The organism is Roseivivax sp. CAU 1761, assembly GCF_054482755.1.
This window is the reverse complement of record NZ_JBTLRM010000002.1, coordinates 237,351-257,166: the sequence shown is the minus strand read 5'-3', so window position 1 is coordinate 257,166 and position 19,816 is coordinate 237,351. Positions and strand designations below refer to the sequence as shown.

Below are 19,816 nucleotides of genomic sequence, written 5' to 3'. Positions count from 1 at the left end.
CCCCCCTCCCCCCCCCCCCCCCCCCCCCCCCCCCCCCCCCCCCCCCCCCCCCCCCCCCCCCCCCCCCCCCCCCCCCCCCCCCCCCCCCCCCCCCCCCCCCCCCCCCCCCCCCCCCCCCCCCCCGCGCCGTCAACCAAGCGCCTGGGAGGCCAGCGCGAAGCTTGTCGGCGCTGTGCCGGCACGTGCGGGGGCGTCGCCGTGATGCATGACCACGCCGCCGCCGGCGGGGGCGAGGCCGCAATCCTCGAGGAAGCCTTGCAGCCCGGCCTCCTCGGGGGTGTCGATGCGCAGGAAGGCGCCGGGATGGCGCGCCACATGCGCCGCGATCAGCCGCCGGGCCGCCTCCGCCGACGGGGCGATCACCGGGCCGATGACCCGGCCGCGGCCGAAGCCGCGGCACCAGGCGGCCCCGGTGATCCCTGCCGTCCCGCGCAGCACGACGACGTCGGCCACCTTCGTCAGCCGGTCGATCAGCGCAATGCGGTCGGCGCCGAAGGCCGCGCGGTCGAGCGCCGCCAGCGCCGCTGCGTCTGCCGGCCGCGCGGGCTCCACCCCCTCGGGGGCGGCCACCTCCGCCGCCACGCCTTGCTGCTGGAGGATGCGCCCGACCTCGCGGAAGCCCATCTTGCGGTAGAGCGGCAGGCCCGATTGCGTCGCCACCAGCCGCATCTGCCGGTCCCCGGCCAGCGCCATGATCTCGGCCATCAAACGGCGGCCAAGGCCGCGCCCGCGCATCGCCTGCGCCACGATGATCATGTTCAGGCAGGCCACCGCGTCGCCGTAGGCGGTGCAGAAGGCGGTGCCGACGAGACGCCCCTCGCAGTCCGCGGCGCGGCCCTCGGAGAGGTCCATGATCAGCTGCCAGTCCTCGGCGCGGTGCGGCCAGGATTCCGCCGCCGAGAGTGCCACGGCATCGGCCAGATGCGCCGCGCCGAAGCGCGCGAGCGTCACGGGGGCGACCGTCTGTTTCATCTTCCGCGGGCTCCTCATCCGGATCGTGTCCCCCGCAGGGTAGCGCCGCGCCGGAAGCATAGGATGCCGAGCACCCGCCGCAGGGCGCCGGATCGGGCCGTCATGGCGCGGCACACCGCAGGTTATGCCTGCGCCGGGACCCCGGCCCCGGCCAGCATCCGGGCGAGCCGGCGCACCATGGCCTCGGCCTCGGCCAGCTCGGCCCGGGTGATGTATTCCTCGGGCTTGTGGGCCCGCGCGATGTCGCCGGGGCCGCTGACCACCGCCGGCACGCCGGCCTGCTGGAACAGCCCCGCCTCGGTGCCGAAGCTCACCGCCGCCGCCGGCGCGCGTCCCGACAGCCGCTCCGCCAGCGCCGCCAGGGAATGGCCGGGATCGAGCCCCAGCGCCGGGTAGGCGGCCAGCACCTTCACCGCCACGCCCGCCACCGCGGCGGCGTCGCGCACCGGCGCCAGAACCTCCAGCGGATCCGCCCCCGGCAGCACCCGCGCCTCGATCTGCGCCTCGGCGGCCTCGGGCAGGATGTTGAGCGCCTCGCCGCCTCGGACGGTGCCGACCTGCAGCGTATGATAAGGCGGCGCGAAGGCGGCGTCGAAGGGCCCCTCCGCCGCCAGCCGCGCCGCCTCCGCCACCGCTGCGCCAAGCGCCGGCAGCAGCGCGTGGATGGCGTTGGCGCCGAGGTCGGGGCGCGAGCTGTGCCCGGCCACCCCCGTGGCGGCGAGCCGCAGCGCCGCCTTGCCCTTGTGGCGCAGCACCGGCGCGAGGCCCGTCGGCTCGCCGATGATCGCCCCCGCGGGGGGCGCGCAGAGCCCCCCCAGCGCCGCCAGCAGATGCGGCACGCCGCGGCAGCCGGCCTCCTCGTCGTAGGACAGCGCGACATGCAACGGCGCGCTGAGCGCGCCGGTGTCCAGATCCGCCACCCCCGCCAGCACCGCCGCCACGAAGCCCTTCATGTCGACCGCGCCGCGGCCGATCAGCCGGTCGCCGTCGCGGCGCAGCACGAAGGGGTCGCCGCGCCAGCCCGGCTCCTCCGCCGGCACCACGTCGAGATGGCCCGAGAGAATGTAGCCCGGCCTCTCCCCCGGCCCGAAGCTGGCGAAGAGGTTCGACCGGTCGCCCTCCGGCCCCGGCAGCACGGCGACCCGCGCCCCCAGCCCCTCGAGGTAGTCCGCCACCCAGTCCACCAGCGCGCCGTTGGGACGGCCGGCCACGCTGGCGAAGCCCACCAGGCGGGCGAGGATCTCTTCGGCGTCCAAATGTCGCGGTCATGGCGGACCCTACTGTCATGCGGGCCGTGGGCCGGCCCTTGGCGGCAGCCTAGCCCGCGGCCCGGCCCGGCTTGAACCGCTCCGCCCGCCCGGCACCGGTATCACCTGCCGAAGCCGCCGCGGCTTTCGACACTTTCTGCCGGCGCGCCCGGCAAAGGAACCGGCTGGCGCCCGCCCGCGGCTCCTATCCTGACCGGGCAGGCGCCGCCCCCGGGCGGCGCGACCCGGCAAAGAGGCACGAGGCCCGACATGAACTCCCCCCGCCCGAAATACGTCACCTTCGACTGCTACGGCACGCTGACCCATTTCCAGATGGCCGAGACCGCCACCGCCATCTACGGGCCCCGCCTCGACGCCCCGACGCTGGCGGAATTCATCCGCAACTTCGCCGCCTACCGGCTGGACGAGATCATGGGCGACTGGAAGCCCTATGACGAGGTGCTGATGCGCGCGGTGGAGCGCACCTGCAAGCGCCGCGGCGTGGCCTTCGACGAGGCCGACGGCCGCGCCTTCTACGACGCGGTGCCAAGCTGGGGCCCGCACCCGGACGTGCCCGAGGGGCTTGCCAAGGTGGCCGAGGAGATCCCGCTGGTGGTCCTGTCGAACGCCATGGACAGCCAGATCATGTCGAATGTCGACAAGCTCGGCGCGCCCTTCGCGCATGTCTTCACCGCGCAGCAGGCCAACGCCTACAAGCCGCGCTTCCAGGCCTTCGAATACATGTTCGACATGCTGGGCTGCGGGCCCGAGGACGTGCTGCACTGCTCCTCGTCGTTCCGCTACGACCTGATGTCGGCGCACGACCTCGGCATCGTCAACAAGGTCTGGGTCAACCGCGGCCACGAGCCCGCCAACCCCTATTACGGCTATACCGAGATCGCCGACATCCGCGGCCTGCCCGGTGTGGTCGGGCTCTGAGCCGTGGAACTGCGGTCTTACTGGCACGCCACCATGCCGGACTTCACCGGCGCCGAGGCCGGCCCCGTGGCCGGGCGGTTCGACGTCGCGGTGATCGGCGCGGGCTTCACCGGCCTCTCGGCCGCGCGGGCGCTGGCCAGGGCGGGCGCCCGCGTCGCGGTGCTGGAGGCGCGGCACGTGGGCTTCGGCGCCTCGGGGCGCAACGGCGGGCATCTGAACAACGGGCTGGCGCACAGCTACCTCGCCGCGAAGGAACATCTGGGGGCGGAGCGTGCCGGCGCGCTCTACCGCCTGTTCGACGCCTCCATCGACCGGATCGAGGCCCTCGTGGCCGAGGAGGGCATCGCCTGCGACTTCCGCCGCGCCGGCAAGCTGAAGCTGGCCTCGAAGCCCGGCCATGTCGCCGCCCTGACCCGGAACTTCGAGGCGCTGCACGCCGAGGTCGACCCCGACACCGCGATGCTTACCGCCTCCGAGCTGCGGGACGAGGTCGGCAGCACCGCCTTTCACGGCGCCATGCTGTCGAAGAAGAGCGCGATGATGCATATGGGGCAGTACGTCGTCGGTCTGGCCGAGGCGGGCGTCCGCCACGGCGCCACGCTCTGGGAAGGAGCCCCGGTGACGGCGCGCGCGCGCTCGGGCCGTGGCTGGGCGCTGACCACGCCGCGCGGCACCCTCACCGCCGAGCGGGTGATCCTCGCCACCAACGCCCACACCTCCGGACCCTTCGGCCATTTCCGCCGCCGCGTGGTCCCGGTGGGCAGCTTCCTGATCGCCACCCGGCCGCTGACGCCCGAGGAAGTCTCGCGCACCCTGCCCGGCAACCGCACCTGCGTGACCAGCCTGAACGTCGGCAACTATTTCCGCCTGTCGCCCGACAACCGGCTGATCTTCGGCGGCCGGGCACGCTTCTCCGCGGTCAGCGACGCGCGCTCCGACAGCCGCTCCGGGGCCATCCTGCGCCGCGCCATGGCCGCGCTCTTCCCGCATCTCGCCGAGGTCGAGATCGACTATTGCTGGGGCGGGCTGGTCGGCATGACCCGCGACCGCTTCCCCCGCATCGGGGAGGCCGACGGCGTCTCCTACGCCATGGGCTATTCCGGCCATGGCGCGCAGCTCTCGACGCTGCAGGGCGGCGTGCTGGCCGAGCGCGCGCTGGGACGCGCGGCGCCGACCCCGCTCGACGGGCTCGACTGGCCGGCGGTGCCGGGGCATTTCGGCCAGCCGTGGTTCCTGCCGGCGGTGGGGCTCTATTACCGGCTGCTGGACCGGCTGGGCTGAGGCGCGGCCGCCTCAGAGGTCGATCAGCACCGATTTCTGCCGCCGGTTGGCGCGGTAGGCCTCGCGCCCGAGATCCTTGCCGATGCCCGACCCCTTGAAGCCGCCGGTGGGCATGATGTGGTCGGTCGAGCGGCCGTAGCGGTTGACCCAGACGGTCCCCGCCCCGATCGCCCGCGACATCCGCACCGCGCGGCCCAGATCGCGTGTGTAGACCCCGGCGCAGAGCCCGTAATCGGGGTGATCGGCGCGCGCCGCCGCCTCCTCCTCGGTCTCGAAGGTCTCCACCGTCAGCACCGGGCCGAAGATCTCCTCGCGCAGCGCGGGGCAGTCGGGCGCCACGTTCCGCAGCACCGTGGGCCGGTAGAAATACCCCGGCGCGTTGAAGCGCGCGCCGCCGGTCATCACTTCGGCGCCGGCCGCCCGCGCGGCGTTCACGATGCGCTCGATCCGGGCGATCTGGCGCTCCGAGATGATCGGCGAATAGGCCGAGGCGGCGTCCCATGTCGGCCCCGGCCGCAACGGCTCCAGCCGCGCCAGCACCGCCTCGGTGAACCGCTCCGCGATCGCCGCCTCGACCAGGAGCCGCGAGCCGGCGACGCAGACCTGCCCGGCATTGTTGGTGAAGCCGCGCGCCACGCACTCCGCCGCGCGGTCCAGATCGGCGTCCGCAAAGACCACCTGCGGGCTCTTGCCGCCAAGCTCCAGCGTCATCGGCTTGATGCCGGCGCGCGCGACATTCTGCATGATGGCGGATCCCGCCGCCGAGGACCCGGTGAAGGAGACCTTGGCCACGCCGGGATGGCCGACCAGCGCCGCCCCGGTGCCCGGCCCGTCGCCCAGCACCACGTTGACGAGGCCCGGCGGCAGCCCCGCCTCCTCCGCCAGTTCCACCAGCCGCAGGGTCGAGAAGGGCGTCATCTCCGAGGGTTTCAGCACCACCGCGTTGCCCGCCGCCAGCGCCGGGCCGAGCTTCCAGCCGGCCATCGACAGGGGCACGTTCCACGGTGCGATGGCGCCCACCACGCCGTAGGGCTCGTCGGCGATCAGGCCCAGCCGGTCATCGCCGGTGGGCGCCAGCGTGCCGCCTTCCTTGTCGGCGAACTCCGCGAAGAACCGGATCTGCTCGGCGGTGACCGCCACGTCGCCGGCCCGCGCCTGCGCCACCGGCCGGGTCGAGGGCACCGCCTCGACCCGCGCCAGCTCATCGGCCTGGGCCTCGATCCGGTCGGCCCAGGCGTGCAACACGCGCAGCCGCTCGCGCGGGGCGACCCGGCCCCAGCCCGAACGCTCCCAGGCCGTGCGGGCGGTCTCCACCGCCTCGTCCACGAGGTCCGCCCCGGCCAAGGGGCAGCCGGCAATCGCCACGCCGTCCGAGGGGCGGCGGATCTCCAGTTCCGGCGCGGCGGGGCGGAGGCGGCCGCCGATCCGGTGCCCTACGGGCAGGTCCACGCGGGCGGGATCGAAACTTGCGGTCATGGCGCGGCGCCTCCGGCTGGCTCGGTGAGTTGTGCCCAGTCTGCCCCGACCGACGCAGCGCGGGGCGGCCAAGTGACCGCCCCGCGCCAAAGATCATGTCGTTTCGCCCCCGGGCGGCCGGGCGATCCTGCCGCCCGGCTCAGACCACCACGCGGGCTTGCCGTCCCGGCTCCTCGGCCTCCTCGGAGGCCAGATCCTCGAGGATCGGGCAATCCGGCCGGTGATCCCCGGCGCAGGCCTCGACCAGATGCGAGAGCGTGTCGCGCATGGCGTTCAGCTGGGCGATCTTCTCCTCGATGCGGGTCAGGTGCTCGCGCGCGATCTGGCGCACCTCGGCATTGTCGCGCCGCTCGTCCTCGTAAAGCGCCATCAGCGTGCGGCAATCCTCGATGGTGAAGCCGAGGGCCCGCGCCCGCCCGAGAAAGGCCAGCTTGTGCAGGTCGCTGTCGCGAAACGCGCGGTAGCCGTTGTCGCTGCGCAGCGGCCGGATCAGGCCGATCTCCTCGTAATAGCGGATGGTCTTGGTGGGCAGGCCCGAGCGGCGGGCGACGTCTCCGATGTTCATGGCACTCCCTCCTGTCATTCCGCCGGCGCCACCGCGGCCGCGCCGCGGGGCGCGGCCGGTGCGGGCGCGCGGCCCTCGTCCATCGCCGGGGCGATCCGGCGCAGGCGCAGCGCGTTGGTGAGCACGAAGACCGAGGACAGCGCCATGGCGCCCGCCGCCAGCATCGGCGACAGCAGCACCCCGAAGGCCGGGTAGAGCACGCCCGCCGCCACCGGCACCAAAGCGGTGTTGTAGCCGAAGGCCCAGAACAGGTTCTGGCGGATGTTGCGCATGGTCCGGCGCGACACCTCGAAGGCGTTGACCACGCCGCGCAGGTCGCCCGACATCAGCACCACGTCGGCGCTTTCGATGGCGACATCGGTGCCGGTGCCGATGGCGATGCCGACATCGGCATGGGCCAGCGCCGGGGCATCGTTGATGCCGTCGCCGACGAAGGCGATGGTGCCGCCGCCCTGGCGCAGCTCCTCGAGCGCGGCCACCTTGCCGTCGGGCAGCACGCCCGCGACGACGTGGTCGATGCCGGTCTCGCGCGCGATGGCCTGGGCCGTCTCGCGCTTGTCGCCGGTGATCATCGCCACCTTCAGTCCTTGGGCGTGCAGCGCCGCGATGGCGGCGCGGCTGGCGGGCTTCACCGGGTCGGCCACGCCGATCACCGCGGCGATGCGTCCGTCGATGGCGGCGTAGAGCGCGGTGCGGCCGCGGGTCGCGAGCGCGGTCTCGGTCGCCGCCAGCGCGCCGGTGTCGATGCCCTCGCGCACCATGAAACGGTCGGCGCCCACCAGCACCTCGCTGCCCTCGACAGTGGCGCGCACACCGTAGCCGGTGACCGAGGCGAAGCCCTCGGCGCGGGCGCGCGGCGCGCCCTCGGCGCGGGCGGCGCGCAGGATGGCCTCGGCGATCGGGTGCTCGGAGAGCTCCTCCACCGCCGCGATGCGCGAAAGCGCGGTCGCGCGCTCAACGCCCTCGGCCAGCACGAGGTCGGTCAGCTCGGGCCGGCCTTCGGTCACCGTGCCGGTCTTGTCGAGCGCCACCACCGCGACCGAGGACAGCTGCTGCAGCGCGTCGCCCTTGCGGAACAGCACGCCCATCTCGGCGGCGCGGCCGGTGCCCACCATGATCGAGGTCGGGGTGGCGAGCCCCATGGCGCAGGGGCAGGCGATGATCAGCACCGACACGCCCGCGACCAGCGCCAGCGTCACCGCCGGCGACGGCCCGAAGACCAGCCAGACCAGCACGGTCAGCGCCGCCACCGCCATCACCGCCGGCACGAACCACAGCGTGATGCGGTCGACGAGGCCCTGGATCGGAAGTTTCGCGCCCTGGGCTTCCTCGACCATGCGGATGATCTGCGCCAGCGTGGTGTCGGCGCCGACGCGGGTGGCGCGGAAGTGCAGGCTGCCGGCGCCGTTCACGGTGCCGCCGGTGACGGCGGCGCCGGCGGTCTTCTCGACCGGCACCGGCTCGCCGGTGAGCATGCTTTCGTCGACCCGGCTGGTGCCCTCCATCACCTCGCCGTCGACGGCGATGCGCTCGCCCGGGCGGACCACGACGATGTCGCCCTGCCGCAGATCCTCCACCGCGATCTCGACGCCCTCGCCGTCGCGGAGCACGCGGGCGGTGCGGGCCTGCAGGCCCAGCAGCTTCTGGATCGCGGCGCCGGTGCGGCCCTTGGCCCGCGCCTCGAGGAAGCGGCCGAGCAGGATCAGCACCACGATCACCGCCGCGGCCTCGAAATAGACCGCGCGCACGGCGTCGGGCAACAGCGACGGCAGGAAGGTCGCCACGACGGAGTAGAGCCAGGCCGCGCCGGTGCCCACCGCGACGAGGCTGTTCATGTCGGGCGCGCCCTTGAGCAGCGCCGGAAAGCCCTTGAGGTAGAACATCCGCCCCGGCCCGGCGAGCACGAGGGTGGTGAACACGAATTGCAGCAGCCAGCTGGTCTGCTGGCCGAGGGTCATGGCGATCCAGTGGTGGAAGGCCGGGACGAGGTGGCCGCCCATCTCGAGCACGAAGACCGGCAGCGCGAGCGCCGCGGCAAGCGCGGTGTTGCGGGCGAGCGCCCGCGCCTCCTCTTCCTTGCGGGCGCCGCGGTCGGCGCCGCTGCTGGCCTCGGCCACCCGGGCCGGGTAGCCGGCCCCGGCCGAGGCCGCGGCAAGCTCCGCGGGGGTCACCGCGCCCTCGGCATAGGTCACCGTTGCGGTCTCGGCGGCGAGGTTGACATTGACGTCCAGCACGCCCGGGACCGCCGCCAGCGCGCGGTCGACGCGGCCGACGCAGGAGGCGCAGGACATCTCCTCGACGCTCAGCGTCACGGTGGCCTGGCGCGCCGGGTAGCCGAGTTCTTCGAGCGCCGCCACGGCTTCGGCGACGCGCGCGGGCGCGTCGACGCGCATCCGGGCCGTCTCGGAGGCCAGGTTGACGGAAACGTCGTGGATGCCCGGGACCGCCGCGAGACCGCGGTCGACGCGGCCCACGCAGGAGGCGCAGGACATTCCCTCGACGGAGAGTGTCAGGGTTCGCTCAGACATGTTCGTTCTCCATGATCGGTCCGGGCAACAGGAGTCCGGGCAGCTGACATCCCAGATAAGGCCTCCAGTGACTGGAGGGTCAAGGGCCGAAGCCGGAGGAATTTTCACCGGCCGCGTTCCGGCTCCGGTGCCGCAACGAGCTCAGCCGGATTGCCCATGGACGGGCGCAATCGGCGCCGGGCACCGCCCGCCGCGCGGTCCAGGCGGGTCCCTCGGCCCCGGCTCCGATCCCCCTGCGCGGCCGCCGGGGGCGCCGGCGGTGACGGCACGCCCTGCCGTGGAGCCTCCCCGGAACGTCACGGCCTGCCGGGCGCGCGCCGCGAAGAAGCGCAAATGCGGCGCCGCGCAGGCTTCACTCGACCCACAGAGCCCCAGAGACGGAGACCGACATGCTCGCCCAGACCCTCGCCGCCCTCGACCGCGCCCATCTCGTCCACCCGGTGGTGCCGCTCCGGGCGCATGAACGCCGCGGCCCCACATTGCTGCATTCCGGCAAGGGCTGCTTCCTGACCGACAGCGACGGCCGTGAGTTGCTCGACGGCTTTGCCGGCCTCTGGTGCGTCAATGCCGGATACGGCCAGCAGAGCGTCATCGACGCCGCGACCGAGCAGATGGCCCGCCTGCCCTATGCCACCGGCTATTTCCACTACGGCAGCGAACCGGCGATCCGGCTGGCGGCGGAGCTCGCGGAACTGGCGCCGGGCCGGCTCGACCACGTCTTCTTCACCCTCGGCGGCTCCGACGCCGTCGACACGGTGATCAAGCTGGTGCGCTATTACTGGAACGCCCGCGGCGCGCCCGAGCGCAAGCACTTCATCGCGCTTGAGAACGGCTTTCACGGCACCTCCTCGACCGGCGCCGGGCTGACCGCGCTGCCGCTCTTTCACACCCATTTCGACCTGCCGGCGCCGTGGCAGCATCACATTCCGTCGCCCAACCCCTACCGCCATCCCGCCGGGCCGGACGGCGGCGCGATCATCGCCGCCTCGGTGCAGGCGCTGCGCGACAAGGTGGCCGAGATCGGGGCCGACAGGGTCGGCGCCTTCATCATGGAGCCGGTGCAGGGGTCGGGCGGCGTCATCGTGCCGCCCGCGGGCTTCGCCAAGGCGATGCAGACCGCCTGCCGCGCGCTCGGCATCCTGTTCATCGTCGACGAGGTGATCACCGCCTTCGGCCGCACCGGTCCGATGTTCGCCTGTGAACACGAGGGGCTGGAGCCCGATTTCCTGACCGTGGCCAAGGGCCTGACCTCGGGCTACGCGCCGATGGGCGCGGCGCTGATCGCCCGCGATGTCTACGAGGTGATCGCCGATGCGGTGCCCGACGGCACGCCGCTGGGCCACGGTTTCACCTATTCCGGCCACCCGGTCAGCGCCGCCGTGGCGCTTGCGGTGCTGAAGCTCTACCGCGGCGGGCTGATCGACAATTCCCGCGCCGTGGGCGGCTATTTCGAGCAAAGGCTGGCCGGGTTCCGCGACCACCCGCTGGTCGGCGACGTGCGCGCCAAGGGCCTTCTCGGCGGCATCGAACTGGTGCGCGACAAGTCCAGCAAGGCGAAATTCGCGCCCGAGAGCGGCATCGGGCCGAAGCTGGCCGAGGCCGGGGCGCGCCACGGCGTCATCTTCCGCGCCTTCGCCGACGGCACGCTGGGCTTCGCCCCGCCGATCTGCATCACAAAAGCAGAAATCGACCTGCTGATGGACCGGGTCGCCGCGACCCTGCACGACGTCGCGCCGGGTTGAAGGCGCGCCGCGCCGTCCGCCTGCATGGCCGGAACCGGCGCGGCCCCGACCAGGACGCTGCCCTTCGCGCCGCGCCGCGTGCCGTCAGATCCCGCCGATATGGAGGGTCTTCAGCTCGAGATATTCGTCGAGGCCGTGATGCGCGCCCTCGCGCCCCAGACCGCTTTCCTTGATGCCGCCGAAGGGCGCGACCTCGGTGGCGAAACCGCCCACATTGACGCAGACCATGCCAGCCTCGATCGCCTCGCCGGCCCGGAAGGCGCGGGCCAGATCGCGGGTATAGAGATAGGCCGCGAGACCGTAGGGCGTGTCGTTGGCCGCGGCGACGGCCTCGGCCTCGGTCTCGAAGCGGAAGACCGGCGCCACCGGGCCGAAGGTCTCCTCGTGGGCCAGCATCATCGCGCCGGTTACGCCGCTCAGCACCGTCGGCGCGAAGAACCGGCCCCCGGGCACCGCCACGCCGCCGGTTTCGACCTGCGCGCCCTTGGCCACCGCGTCCTCGACATGGGCGCGGATTTTGGCGATGGCGGCGTCGTTGATCATCGGGCCGATCTCGACCCCCTCGGCGAAGCCGTCGCCGACCCGGAGTGCCGCGGCGCGCTCGGCCAGCCGGGCGACGAAGGCGTCGTGGATGCCGGCCTGGACGTAGATGCGGTTGGCGCAGACGCAGGTCTGCCCGCCATTGCGGAACTTCGACGCCATGGCGCCCTCGACCGCGGCCTCCAGATCGGCGTCGTCGAAAACCAGGAACGGCGCGTTGCCGCCCAGCTCGCGGCTCAGCCGCTTCACCGTGTCGGCGCAGCGCGCCATCAGGATCTTGCCGACGCGGGTGGACCCGGTGAAGGAGAGCTTGCGCACCGCCGGGCTGGCGCAGAGCGTCGCGCCGATCGCGGCCGCATCGCCGGCCACGATGTTCAGCACCCCCGCCGGAAGGCCCGCACGCTCGGCCAGGACCCCGAGCGCCAGCGCCGAAAGCGGCGTCAGTTCCGACGGCTTGACGACGATGGTGCAACCCGCCGCCAGCGCCGGCGCGACCTTGCGGGTGATCATCGCGTTGGGGAAATTCCACGGCGTGATCGCGGCGCAGACGCCCACCGCCTGTTTCTGCACCAAGATGCGGCGGTCGGCGACCGGCGCCGGGATGGTCTCGCCATAGGCCCGACGGGCCTCTTCGGCGAACCATTTCACGAAAGAGGCGCCATAGGCGATCTCGCCCCGCGCCTCGGAGAGCGGCTTGCCCTGCTCCCGCGTCATCAACGCCGCGAGGTCGTCGGCATGCGCTTCGATCAGTGCGTGCCAGCGCTCCAGCACCTGCGCCCGGTCCGCCGCGGTGCGCGCCCGCCACTCGGGCAGCGCGGCCTCGGCGGCGGCGATGGCAGCGGCGGCCTCGGCCGCGCCGGCCTGCGGCAGGCGGGCGATGTCGGCGCCGGTAACGGGATCGCTCACCGCGAAGGTGGCGCCGGTCCCGGCCGCGACCCAGGCCGCGCCGATCAGCAGGCGGTCGCGCAGCAGGTCGGTCTCCGCCAGGGGCGGGCGCGGCGGGGTCAGGTCGCGGGGATGGCTGGTCATAGCGGTCTCTCCTTTTGCCGCAGAGCGTGCCACGGGCGCCGCGACAGACCCTGCGGCAGAGAGCGCCCCGCGCGGCAGGGCCGCGCGAAGACGGCCCCGATCCCGCCATCGCATGCCGCGGGCCCGGAGATCCGGGCGCATTTCCGCGGCGATCGGATGGGGGCCGTCCCTCCGGGGAAAGGCCGCCCCGCCCGCGCTCCGCTCAGTGCAACAGGCCGGCAAGCCTGCCGCGGATGATCGCCTCGGCCTCGGCGACGATGCGCGTGACCAGTGCTTCGCAGGTCGGGATGTCGGAGATCAGCCCCTGCACCTGCCCGGCCCAGACCAGCCCGGCCTCGAGATCGCCGGTCATCAGCGCCTCGCGCCCCTTGGCACCGGAGACGTAGGGCTGCACGTCCTCGAACGCGGCGCCGGGGCGCGCGCCGATCTCCACCACCAGATCCGAAACCGCGTTCTTCGCCACCCGGCCGGTGTTCCGGAAGCCGCGGAAGATCAGGTTGGTGTCGCGCTCGCCGTTCGCGACGAGGAAGTCCTTCACCGCCGTGTGGATCGGCGCCTCGACGGTGGCGCAGAACCGGGTGCCCATGTTGATGCCCTCGGCGCCGAGCGCCAAAGCCGCCGCCAGCCCGCGGCCGTCGCCGAAGCCGCCGGAGGCCAGCATCGGCACACTCACCCGGTCGGCCGCGGCCGGGATCAGCACCAGCCCGGGCACGTCGTCCTCGCCCGGATGGCCGGCGCATTCGAATCCGTCGATGGAAATTACGTCGACCCCCATGCGCTCGGCCGAGAGCGCGTGCCGCACCGAGGTGCATTTGTGCAGCACGGTGATGCCGTGGGCCTTGAACTCCTCGACATGCTCCTGCGGCCGGCCGCCGGCGGTCTCGACGATCTTGATGCCGGCTTCGATGATCGCCCGGCGATAGGCGGCATAGGGCGGCGGGTTGACCGAGGGCAGCACCGTCAGGTTCACGCCGAAGGGCTTGTCGGTCATCGCCCGGCAGCGTTCGATCTCGGCCGAGAGCGCCTCGGGCGTGGGCTGGGTCAGCGCGGTCAGGATGCCAAGCCCGCCGGCATTGGAGACCGCCGCCGCCGTCTCGGCGGTGCCGACCCACATCATGCCGCCCTGCACCACCGGGTGCTCGATGCCCAGCAGCTCGGTGATCTTCGTCCGGAGCGCCATCACACCGCTTCCAGGATGGTGACATTGGCGATGCCGCCGCCCTCGCACATGGTCTGCAGCCCGTAGCGCTTGCCGCGGGCCTTCAGCGCATGCACCAGCGTGGTCATCAGCTTGGCCCCCGAGGCGCCCAGCGGGTGGCCGAGCGCGATGGCGCCGCCGTTGACGTTGAGCCGCGCAGGATCGGCCCCGGTCTCCTTCAACCAGGCCAGCGGGATCGGCGCGAAGGCCTCGTTGACCTCGAAGAGGTCGATGTCGCCGATCGACAGGCCGGCGCGCTCCAGCGCCTTCTTGGTCGCCGGGATCGGCTCTTCCAGCATGATCACCGGGTCGCCGGCGGTCACAGTCAGATTGACGATGCGCGCCACCGGGGTCAGGTTGTGGCGCTTCAGCGCCGCTTCCGAGACCACCAGCACGCCGGCCGCGCCGTCGCAGATCTGGCTGGCATTGGCGGCCGAGATCATGCCGCCCTCTTCCAGTAACTTCACCGCGCCGATGCCCTCCAGCGAGGCGTCGGCGCGGATGCCCTCGTCGCGGATGTGTTGCCCGCCTTCGACCGCCAGCGGCACGATCTCGCGGTCGAAGGCGCCGGCCCGGGTCGCAGCCTCGGCCCGGCGGTGGCTCTCCAGTGCGAAGCGGTCCAGCGTCTCGCGGTCGAAGCCATGCTTGCGGGCGATCATCTCGGCGCCCTTGAACTGGCTGAAATCGCGGGTGCCGTAGCGCCGGCCGATGCGCTCCGAGAACGGGCCCTCGCCGAGCCCGGCCTTGCCGTGCAGCGTGACATTGGAGAACATCGGCACCCGGGTCATGCTCTCGACCCCCATGGCGATGACCACGTCCTGGGTGCCCGACATCACCGCCTGCGCGGCGAACTGCACCGCTTGCTGCGAGCTGCCGCATTGCCGGTCGATGGTCACCGCCGGCACCGTCTCGGGCAGGCCGGAGGCCAGCACGCAATTGCGCCCGAAGGCGAAGGCCTGCTCCCCGGCCTGGGTCACGCAGCCGACGATGACGTCGTCGACCGCCGCGCCGTCGAGCCCCGCGCGGGCGATCAGCGCGTCGATCACCGCGCCGCCCATGTCGGCCGGGTGCCAGCCCGCCAGCGCGCCGCCGCGGCGGCCGCCGGCGGTGCGCGCGGTCTCGACGATATAGGCTTCAGCCATCGGTGGTCCCTCCCTGGAAATCGGGTCTGCGCCGGGCGCTGAAGGCGGCCACGCCCTCGCGCCCCTCGGGGCCGCTGCCGGCGGCGACGATGCTCTGCACCTCGCGGTCGAGCTGGGTGGCGTAGGGCTCGGTGGTCCCGGTGGCCATCAGCCAGCGCGCCCGGCCCATCGCCGCCACCGCCTGCCCGGCGAGCCGTTCCGCCAGCGCCGCGCCCTCCTCGGCCAGCGCGCCCGGCGCCGTCACGCGGGTGACGAGGCCGATGGCCTCGGCCTCGGCGGCGGCGACGCGGCGGTTCGACAGCACGATGTCCTGCGCCCGGCGCAGGCCCACCAGCCGCGGCAGGGTCCAGGGCATGCCGCCATCCGGGGTCAGGCCGATGCCGCCATAGGCGGCGGTGAAATGCGCCTCGGGCGCCGCCAGCACCATGTCGCCGCCGATGGCGAGGCTCATTCCCGCCCCCGCCGCCGGGCCGTTGACCAGCACCAAAAGCGGCTTCTCCATCGCCGCGAACTGCGCCAGCGCCTGGTGCAGGGTGCCGGCGATCCGCGCGAGATAGGCGCCGATGCCGTCCGAATTGGCGGCGAAATCGCCGACATCGCCGCCGACGCAGAACATCCGCCCCGCCCCGGTCAGCGTCACCACCCGCACCGCCGGGTCATGCGCGACCTCCAGCGCCGCCTCCAGCAGTTCCTCGACCATCGGCTGGGTCAGCGCGTTGCCGGCCTCGGGACGGTTCAGCGTGATCCGGGCCTCGGGCCCGTGACGCTGCAGCAGGATCGGGCTCATCGGCAGGTCTCCATCGCGTCGAGGGCCAGGCGCACCAGGCGCGGGAAGGCGGCGGCGCGCTCGGCCGCGTGCTCCGAGGCCGCCTGCCCGCGCGCCACCCGCCCCTTGATGCCGTGGAAGATCGCCGCCATGCGGAAGAAGTTGAAGGCGACGTAGAAGTCGTAATCCGGGATGCCGGCGCGCCCGGTGCGCGCGCAATAGGCGGCGATGTAGGCGGCCTCGGAGGGCAGCGACAAAGCCTCCGGGTCGACATCGCCGAGGCCGGCGACGATGTCCGGCGGCATCCGGTACATCATCGCGTGGTAGGCGAAATCGGCCAGCGGGTGGCCCAGCGTCGACAATTCCCAGTCGAGCACGGCGAGGATGCGCGGCTCGGTGGGATGGAAGATCAGGTTGTCGCAGCGGTAGTCGCCATGGACGATGGCGCTCTCGTCGCCCTCGGGGATGGCGCCCGGCAGCCAGGCGATCAGCCGGTCCATGCCGGCATCGCGGCCGGCATCGGCATCGGCGAGATAGCTCTTGGTCCAGCGCGCGATTTGGCGCTCGAAGTAATTGCCGCGGCGGCCGTAATCGCCCAGGCCCGCGGCCTCGGCATCGATGCCGTGAAGCTCTGCCAGCACGCGGTTCATCTCGGCGAAATAGGCGGCGCGCTCGGGCGCCGGGACCTCGCGGAACCCGGCATCCCAGAAGATCCGCCCCTCCACCATGTCCATGACGAAGAAGTCCGAGCCGATGACGCCCGGATCGGTGCAGAGCCCGTGCACCCGCGCCACCGGAAAGCCCTGAGTGGCGAGCGCGCTCAGCACCCGGGCTTCCCGGTCGACCGCGTGGGCGCCCCGGGCGAGCCGCCCCTCGGGCTTGCGGCGCAGCACGTAATCGCCGCTCGCCGCCACCAGCTTGAAGGTCGGGTTGGACTGCCCGCCCTTGAACTGGAAGACCTCGATCGGCCCCCGGAAGCCCGCCACATGCGCCTGCATCCAGCGCTCCAATGCGCGCGTGTCGAAGCCGTAGCCGGCGCGCACCGGGACCACGCCGGCATTGGCCTCGGCGGTCAGCGCATCGCTCATGCGGCCCCCGCCGCCGTCTTCCAGTCGCGCTTGATCTTCTTGGCCAGCGACCATTTGTGCACCTCGGTCGGGCCGTCATAGATGCGGAAGGCGCGGATCTCGCGGAACACCTGCTCGACCACGGTGTCGGCGGTGATGCCCTGCCCGCCCATGACCTGCACGCAGCGGTCGGCGACGCGCATCAGCGCCTCGGAGACCGCGACCTTGGCCATCGAGCTCTCGGCGGTGCCGAGCGCCCCGGTGTCGAGCACGTCGGCGCACCAGTAGACCATCAGCTCGGCCTGTTTCAGGTCGATCAGGTTGTCGGCCAGCATGAAGCCGACGCCCTCGTGGTCGACCAGCGGCTTGCCGAAGGCGTGGCGGCGGTTGGCGTAATCGGTGGCGATCTCGTTGGCGCGGATGCAGGCGCCGAGCCAGCGCATGCAATGGGTCAGCCGCGCCGGCGACAGCCGCACCTGGGCGTAGCGGAAGCCCTCGCCGCTCTGGCCCAGCATCTGATCGGCCGGCACCCGCAGGTGGTCGATGGAGATCACCGCGTGGCCGCCGGGCATCGAGCTGTCGAGCGTGTCCATCACCCGCTCGATGCGGATCGCCGGGTCCGGCAGGTCGACGAGAAACATGCAGGCGCCGTCCTCGCTTTTCGCCATCACGATGCCGAGCCCCGCGCCCTCGGCGCCGGTGATGTAGGTCTTGCGCCCGTTGATCACCCAGTGATTGCCGTCGAGCCTGCAGGTGGTCTGCATCATCATCGGGTCGGAGCCGGCGCCGCCATCCTCGGCCGGCTCGGTCATGAAGAAGGCCGAGCGCATCTCGCCCTTCACCATCGGCTCGAGGAAGCGGCGCTTCAGCGCCTCCGACCCGACCTGGCCCAGCAGGTACATGTTGCCCTCGTCCGGAGCGGCGACGTTGCAGGCCACCGGCCCGAGCGGCGACAGGCCGGAGCGGATCAGCACGCAGGCGGTCTCGCGGTGGCTGAGGTGGTCGCCGCCGTCGAGGATGTGCGGCGTCAGCACCCCGGCGGCGCGCGCCGCGGCCTTCATCTCGAGCGCCAGCTCGTCGGTCGGGCCATGCGCGGTGCGGCGCGTGTCGGCCTCGTAGGGCACCACGGTTCCGCGCACGAAGGCCTCGACACGGTCGGCGATTTCAAGCGCGCGGGGCGACATCCCGTCGTGGGTCAGCTGGAAACTCATTTCGGAGCCATCCGGATCGCGCCGTCCAGCCGGATCGTCTCGCCGTTCAGCATCGGGTTTGCGATGATCGCCTCGACCATGCGGGCGTATTCCGACGGGTCGCCGAGCCGCGACGGGAACGGCACCTGCTTGCCGAGGCTGTCCTGCGCCTCCTGCGGCAGGGTCGCCATCATCGGCGTCAGGAACAGGCCCGGCGCGATGGTCATCACCCGGAGGCCGTGGCGGGCAAACTCGCGCGCCACGGGCAGCGTCAGGCCGACCACGCCGCCCTTGGAGGCGGCATAGGCGGCCTGCCCGATCTGGCCATCGAAGGCCGCGACCGAGGCGGTGTTGACGATCACCCCGCGCTCCTCGCCCAGGGGCTCGGCGGCCTGCAGCGCGGCGGCAAACTTCGACAGCACGTTGAAGGTGCCGACGAGGTTGATGCTGATCACCTTCGAGAACTCGGCCAGAGCCATCGCGTTGCCGTCGCGGTCGACGACCTTCTTCGGCGGCCCGATGCCGGCGCAGTTGACGAGGATGCGGGCCTTGCCGTGAAGCCCCTCGGCCTCGGCAATCGCCGCCTGGACCGCGCTTTCGTCGGTGACATCGACCTTCAGGAAGGCGCCGTCGACCTTGTCGGCCAGCGCCCGGCCGGATTCCTCGTTGAGATCGAAGATCGCCACCTTGGCGCCGGCCGCGGCCAGCATCTCCACCGTGGCGCCCCCCAGTCCCGAGGCGCCACCGGTTACGATGGCCGCCTGTCCGTTCACCTGCATGTCACTTCTCCCAAGTCCAAAATCAGTGAAACTGCGGTTTGCGCTTAGCCATGAAGGCGTTCGTGCCCTCTTCCCGCTCCGGCCGCGCGAACAGCGCCTGGAAGGCGCGGCGCTCGAACAGCAGCCCTTCGGAGAGCGGGCTGTCCTCGGCCCGCGCCACTGCCTCGCGCGCCATTCGCGCGGTCTGCCGGGCGTAGCCCGCGATGGTCTGCGCCGCCTCCATGGCGGTGGCCTGCACCGCCTCGGCCCAGCTCAGCCGGCGCCCGCCGCTGCCGGGGCCGATCTCGACCAGCGCCTCTGCCCCGGGGGCGCGGGCTGCGGTCTCGGCGAACAGGGCGTGGAAATCGGCCGGCCGTTCGGCAAAGCACGAAACGACGCGGTCGCCGAAATGGGCCTCCGCCCGCATCGGCGGAAACCGGTCCGCGGTCCAGGTCATGTCCTCTCCTCCCTCGGGACGATGGCGATGCGGCGGCGGCGCGGCCGCGTTCAGGCATCGCCGGCGTAGGTGATCGCCGGGTCGATGCGCGCATCCGGCCGCTTGCCGGCCAGCGCCCAGCCGCGCTCGAAATCCTTCAGGTGCCGCTCCATCCAGCGCCGCGCGCCGGCGGCGTCGCCGGCCTTCACCTGCTCGAGGATGTGGCGGTGGGCCGCCAGGTTGCGCCCCGGCGCCTGCTTGATGCGCGGCCGGATCACCTCGAAGGAGCGGAACAGCAGCAGGCTCACCGGTTCGCGCGACAGCAGCAGCACCCGGTTGTTGGCGCATTCCGCCAGCAGCGCGTGGAAACGCAGGTCGAGCTCCACCGTGTCGCCGCCGTCCTCCAGCGCCTCGGCCAGCTCCGCGACATTGGCCTCCAGCGCCGCGATCTGCGCGGGCGCGGCCTGCCGTGCCGCCATCTCGGCCGCCAGCGGCTCGAGCGCCGTGGCGACGTCGACCAGCTCTTGGAAGGTCACGTGGTTCATCACCATGGCGCGGGTGACGCGCGGCGCGAGGTCGGTCGAGCTCGGCACCGAGACCACCAGCCGCTTGCGGCTCTCGCGCACCACCAGGCCCTCGGTCTCGAGCTGGCGGATGCCCTCGCGCACCGTCGAGCGGTTGACCTCGAAGCGCTCCGCCAGCTCGGTCTCGGTCGGTAGCGGATCGCCCGGCTTCAGCTTGCCGGAGATGATGTAGCGCTGGATTTCGGAGAAGATCGCCTGGTAGGCGGGGCGCGGCTTGAAGGGCTGGATGTCGAAGTCGGACACGAGAAGAGGGCTCCTGGTGCCGCGGACGGCACTCGCTGCGATTTGTCCGACAATCCGGCATACGACGCCGCCTGTCAAGGTGCCGGGGAGGTCGCGACGGCGGGCCGCCGCCC

General features: G+C 72.6%; 17 protein-coding genes. 3 read left to right on the top strand and 14 right to left on the bottom strand.

The features are described from left to right. Positions 1-129: 129 nt before the first annotated feature. Positions 130-972 (bottom strand): GNAT family N-acetyltransferase, encoded by an 843-nt coding sequence (locus ACXYMW_RS02960; RefSeq protein WP_459033799.1) that lies wholly within the window; start codon positions 970-972, stop codon positions 130-132. 122 nt (positions 973-1,094) lie between these two features. Further along, positions 1,095-2,228, bottom strand: a complete 1,134-nt coding sequence (gene argE, locus ACXYMW_RS02955; RefSeq protein ID WP_459033798.1) for an acetylornithine deacetylase — start codon at positions 2,226-2,228, stop codon at positions 1,095-1,097. Between the two features lie 261 nt (positions 2,229-2,489). On the opposite strand from argE, the gene ACXYMW_RS02950 reads away from it, so the two are divergent. Both ACXYMW_RS02950 and ACXYMW_RS02945 read left to right on the top strand, forming a co-directional pair. After that, positions 2,490-3,158, top strand: a complete 669-nt coding sequence (locus ACXYMW_RS02950; protein WP_459033797.1) for a haloacid dehalogenase type II — start codon at positions 2,490-2,492, stop codon at positions 3,156-3,158. A 3-nt stretch (positions 3,159-3,161) separates the two neighbouring features. Next, a complete protein-coding gene (locus ACXYMW_RS02945) occupies positions 3,162-4,439 on the top strand; it encodes an NAD(P)/FAD-dependent oxidoreductase (RefSeq protein WP_459033796.1) in 1,278 nt (425 codons plus the stop codon). A gap of 12 nt (positions 4,440-4,451) precedes the next feature. Here ACXYMW_RS02945 and ACXYMW_RS02940 read toward each other — a convergent pair whose 3' ends face one another. From ACXYMW_RS02940 to ACXYMW_RS02930, 3 genes are all read right to left on the bottom strand, one after another. Next, on the bottom strand, positions 4,452-5,915 hold the full coding sequence (locus ACXYMW_RS02940; protein ID WP_459033795.1) for an aldehyde dehydrogenase family protein: 1,464 nt from the start codon (positions 5,913-5,915) through the stop codon (positions 4,452-4,454). Between the two features lie 139 nt (positions 5,916-6,054). Next, positions 6,055-6,480, bottom strand: coding sequence for a Cu(I)-responsive transcriptional regulator (gene cueR, locus ACXYMW_RS02935; RefSeq protein ID WP_459033794.1), 426 nt, complete (start codon positions 6,478-6,480; stop codon positions 6,055-6,057). A 14-nt stretch (positions 6,481-6,494) separates the two neighbouring features. Continuing rightward, on the bottom strand, positions 6,495-9,008 hold the full coding sequence (locus ACXYMW_RS02930) for a heavy metal translocating P-type ATPase (RefSeq protein ID WP_459033793.1): 2,514 nt from the start codon (positions 9,006-9,008) through the stop codon (positions 6,495-6,497). A gap of 389 nt (positions 9,009-9,397) precedes the next feature. Here ACXYMW_RS02930 and ACXYMW_RS02925 point away from each other — a divergent pair, with 389 nt between their 5' ends. After that, positions 9,398-10,750, top strand: coding sequence for an aminotransferase class III-fold pyridoxal phosphate-dependent enzyme (locus ACXYMW_RS02925; protein ID WP_459033792.1), 1,353 nt, complete (start codon positions 9,398-9,400; stop codon positions 10,748-10,750). Positions 10,751-10,834: 84 nt separating this feature from the next. On the opposite strand, the gene ACXYMW_RS02920 is transcribed toward ACXYMW_RS02925, so the two are convergent. From ACXYMW_RS02920 to ACXYMW_RS02880, 9 genes are all read right to left on the bottom strand, one after another. Beyond that, on the bottom strand, positions 10,835-12,319 hold the full coding sequence (locus tag ACXYMW_RS02920; RefSeq protein ID WP_459033791.1) for an NAD-dependent succinate-semialdehyde dehydrogenase: 1,485 nt from the start codon (positions 12,317-12,319) through the stop codon (positions 10,835-10,837). A gap of 202 nt (positions 12,320-12,521) precedes the next feature. Further along, complete coding sequence (locus ACXYMW_RS02915; RefSeq protein ID WP_459033790.1) at positions 12,522-13,499, bottom strand: NAD(P)H-dependent flavin oxidoreductase; 978 nt, start codon at positions 13,497-13,499, stop codon at positions 12,522-12,524. Then, positions 13,499-14,659, bottom strand: a complete 1,161-nt coding sequence (locus ACXYMW_RS02910) for an acetyl-CoA C-acetyltransferase (RefSeq protein WP_459033789.1) — start codon at positions 14,657-14,659, stop codon at positions 13,499-13,501. The genes ACXYMW_RS02915 and ACXYMW_RS02910 overlap by 1 nt, the downstream gene beginning before the upstream one ends. Next, positions 14,652-15,446, bottom strand: coding sequence for an enoyl-CoA hydratase/isomerase family protein (locus ACXYMW_RS02905; protein ID WP_459033788.1), 795 nt, complete (start codon positions 15,444-15,446; stop codon positions 14,652-14,654). Before ACXYMW_RS02905 ends, ACXYMW_RS02910 begins: the two co-directional genes overlap by 8 nt. After that, entirely contained in the window at positions 15,443-16,513 is a 1,071-nt protein-coding gene (locus ACXYMW_RS02900) for a phosphotransferase (protein WP_459033787.1), read from the bottom strand. Before ACXYMW_RS02900 ends, ACXYMW_RS02905 begins: the two co-directional genes overlap by 4 nt. Then, a complete protein-coding gene (locus ACXYMW_RS02895; protein ID WP_459033786.1) occupies positions 16,510-17,703 on the bottom strand; it encodes an acyl-CoA dehydrogenase family protein in 1,194 nt (397 codons plus the stop codon). Before ACXYMW_RS02895 ends, ACXYMW_RS02900 begins: the two co-directional genes overlap by 4 nt. After that, positions 17,700-18,461, bottom strand: a complete 762-nt coding sequence (locus ACXYMW_RS02890; protein WP_459033785.1) for an SDR family NAD(P)-dependent oxidoreductase — start codon at positions 18,459-18,461, stop codon at positions 17,700-17,702. The genes ACXYMW_RS02895 and ACXYMW_RS02890 overlap by 4 nt, the downstream gene beginning before the upstream one ends. 22 nt (positions 18,462-18,483) lie before the next feature. Further along, on the bottom strand, positions 18,484-18,897 hold the full coding sequence (locus tag ACXYMW_RS02885) for an enoyl-CoA hydratase-related protein (protein WP_459033784.1): 414 nt from the start codon (positions 18,895-18,897) through the stop codon (positions 18,484-18,486). Between the two features lie 50 nt (positions 18,898-18,947). Beyond that, positions 18,948-19,703 (bottom strand): FadR/GntR family transcriptional regulator, encoded by a 756-nt coding sequence (locus tag ACXYMW_RS02880; protein WP_459033783.1) that lies wholly within the window; start codon positions 19,701-19,703, stop codon positions 18,948-18,950. Positions 19,704-19,816 lie beyond the last annotated feature (113 nt).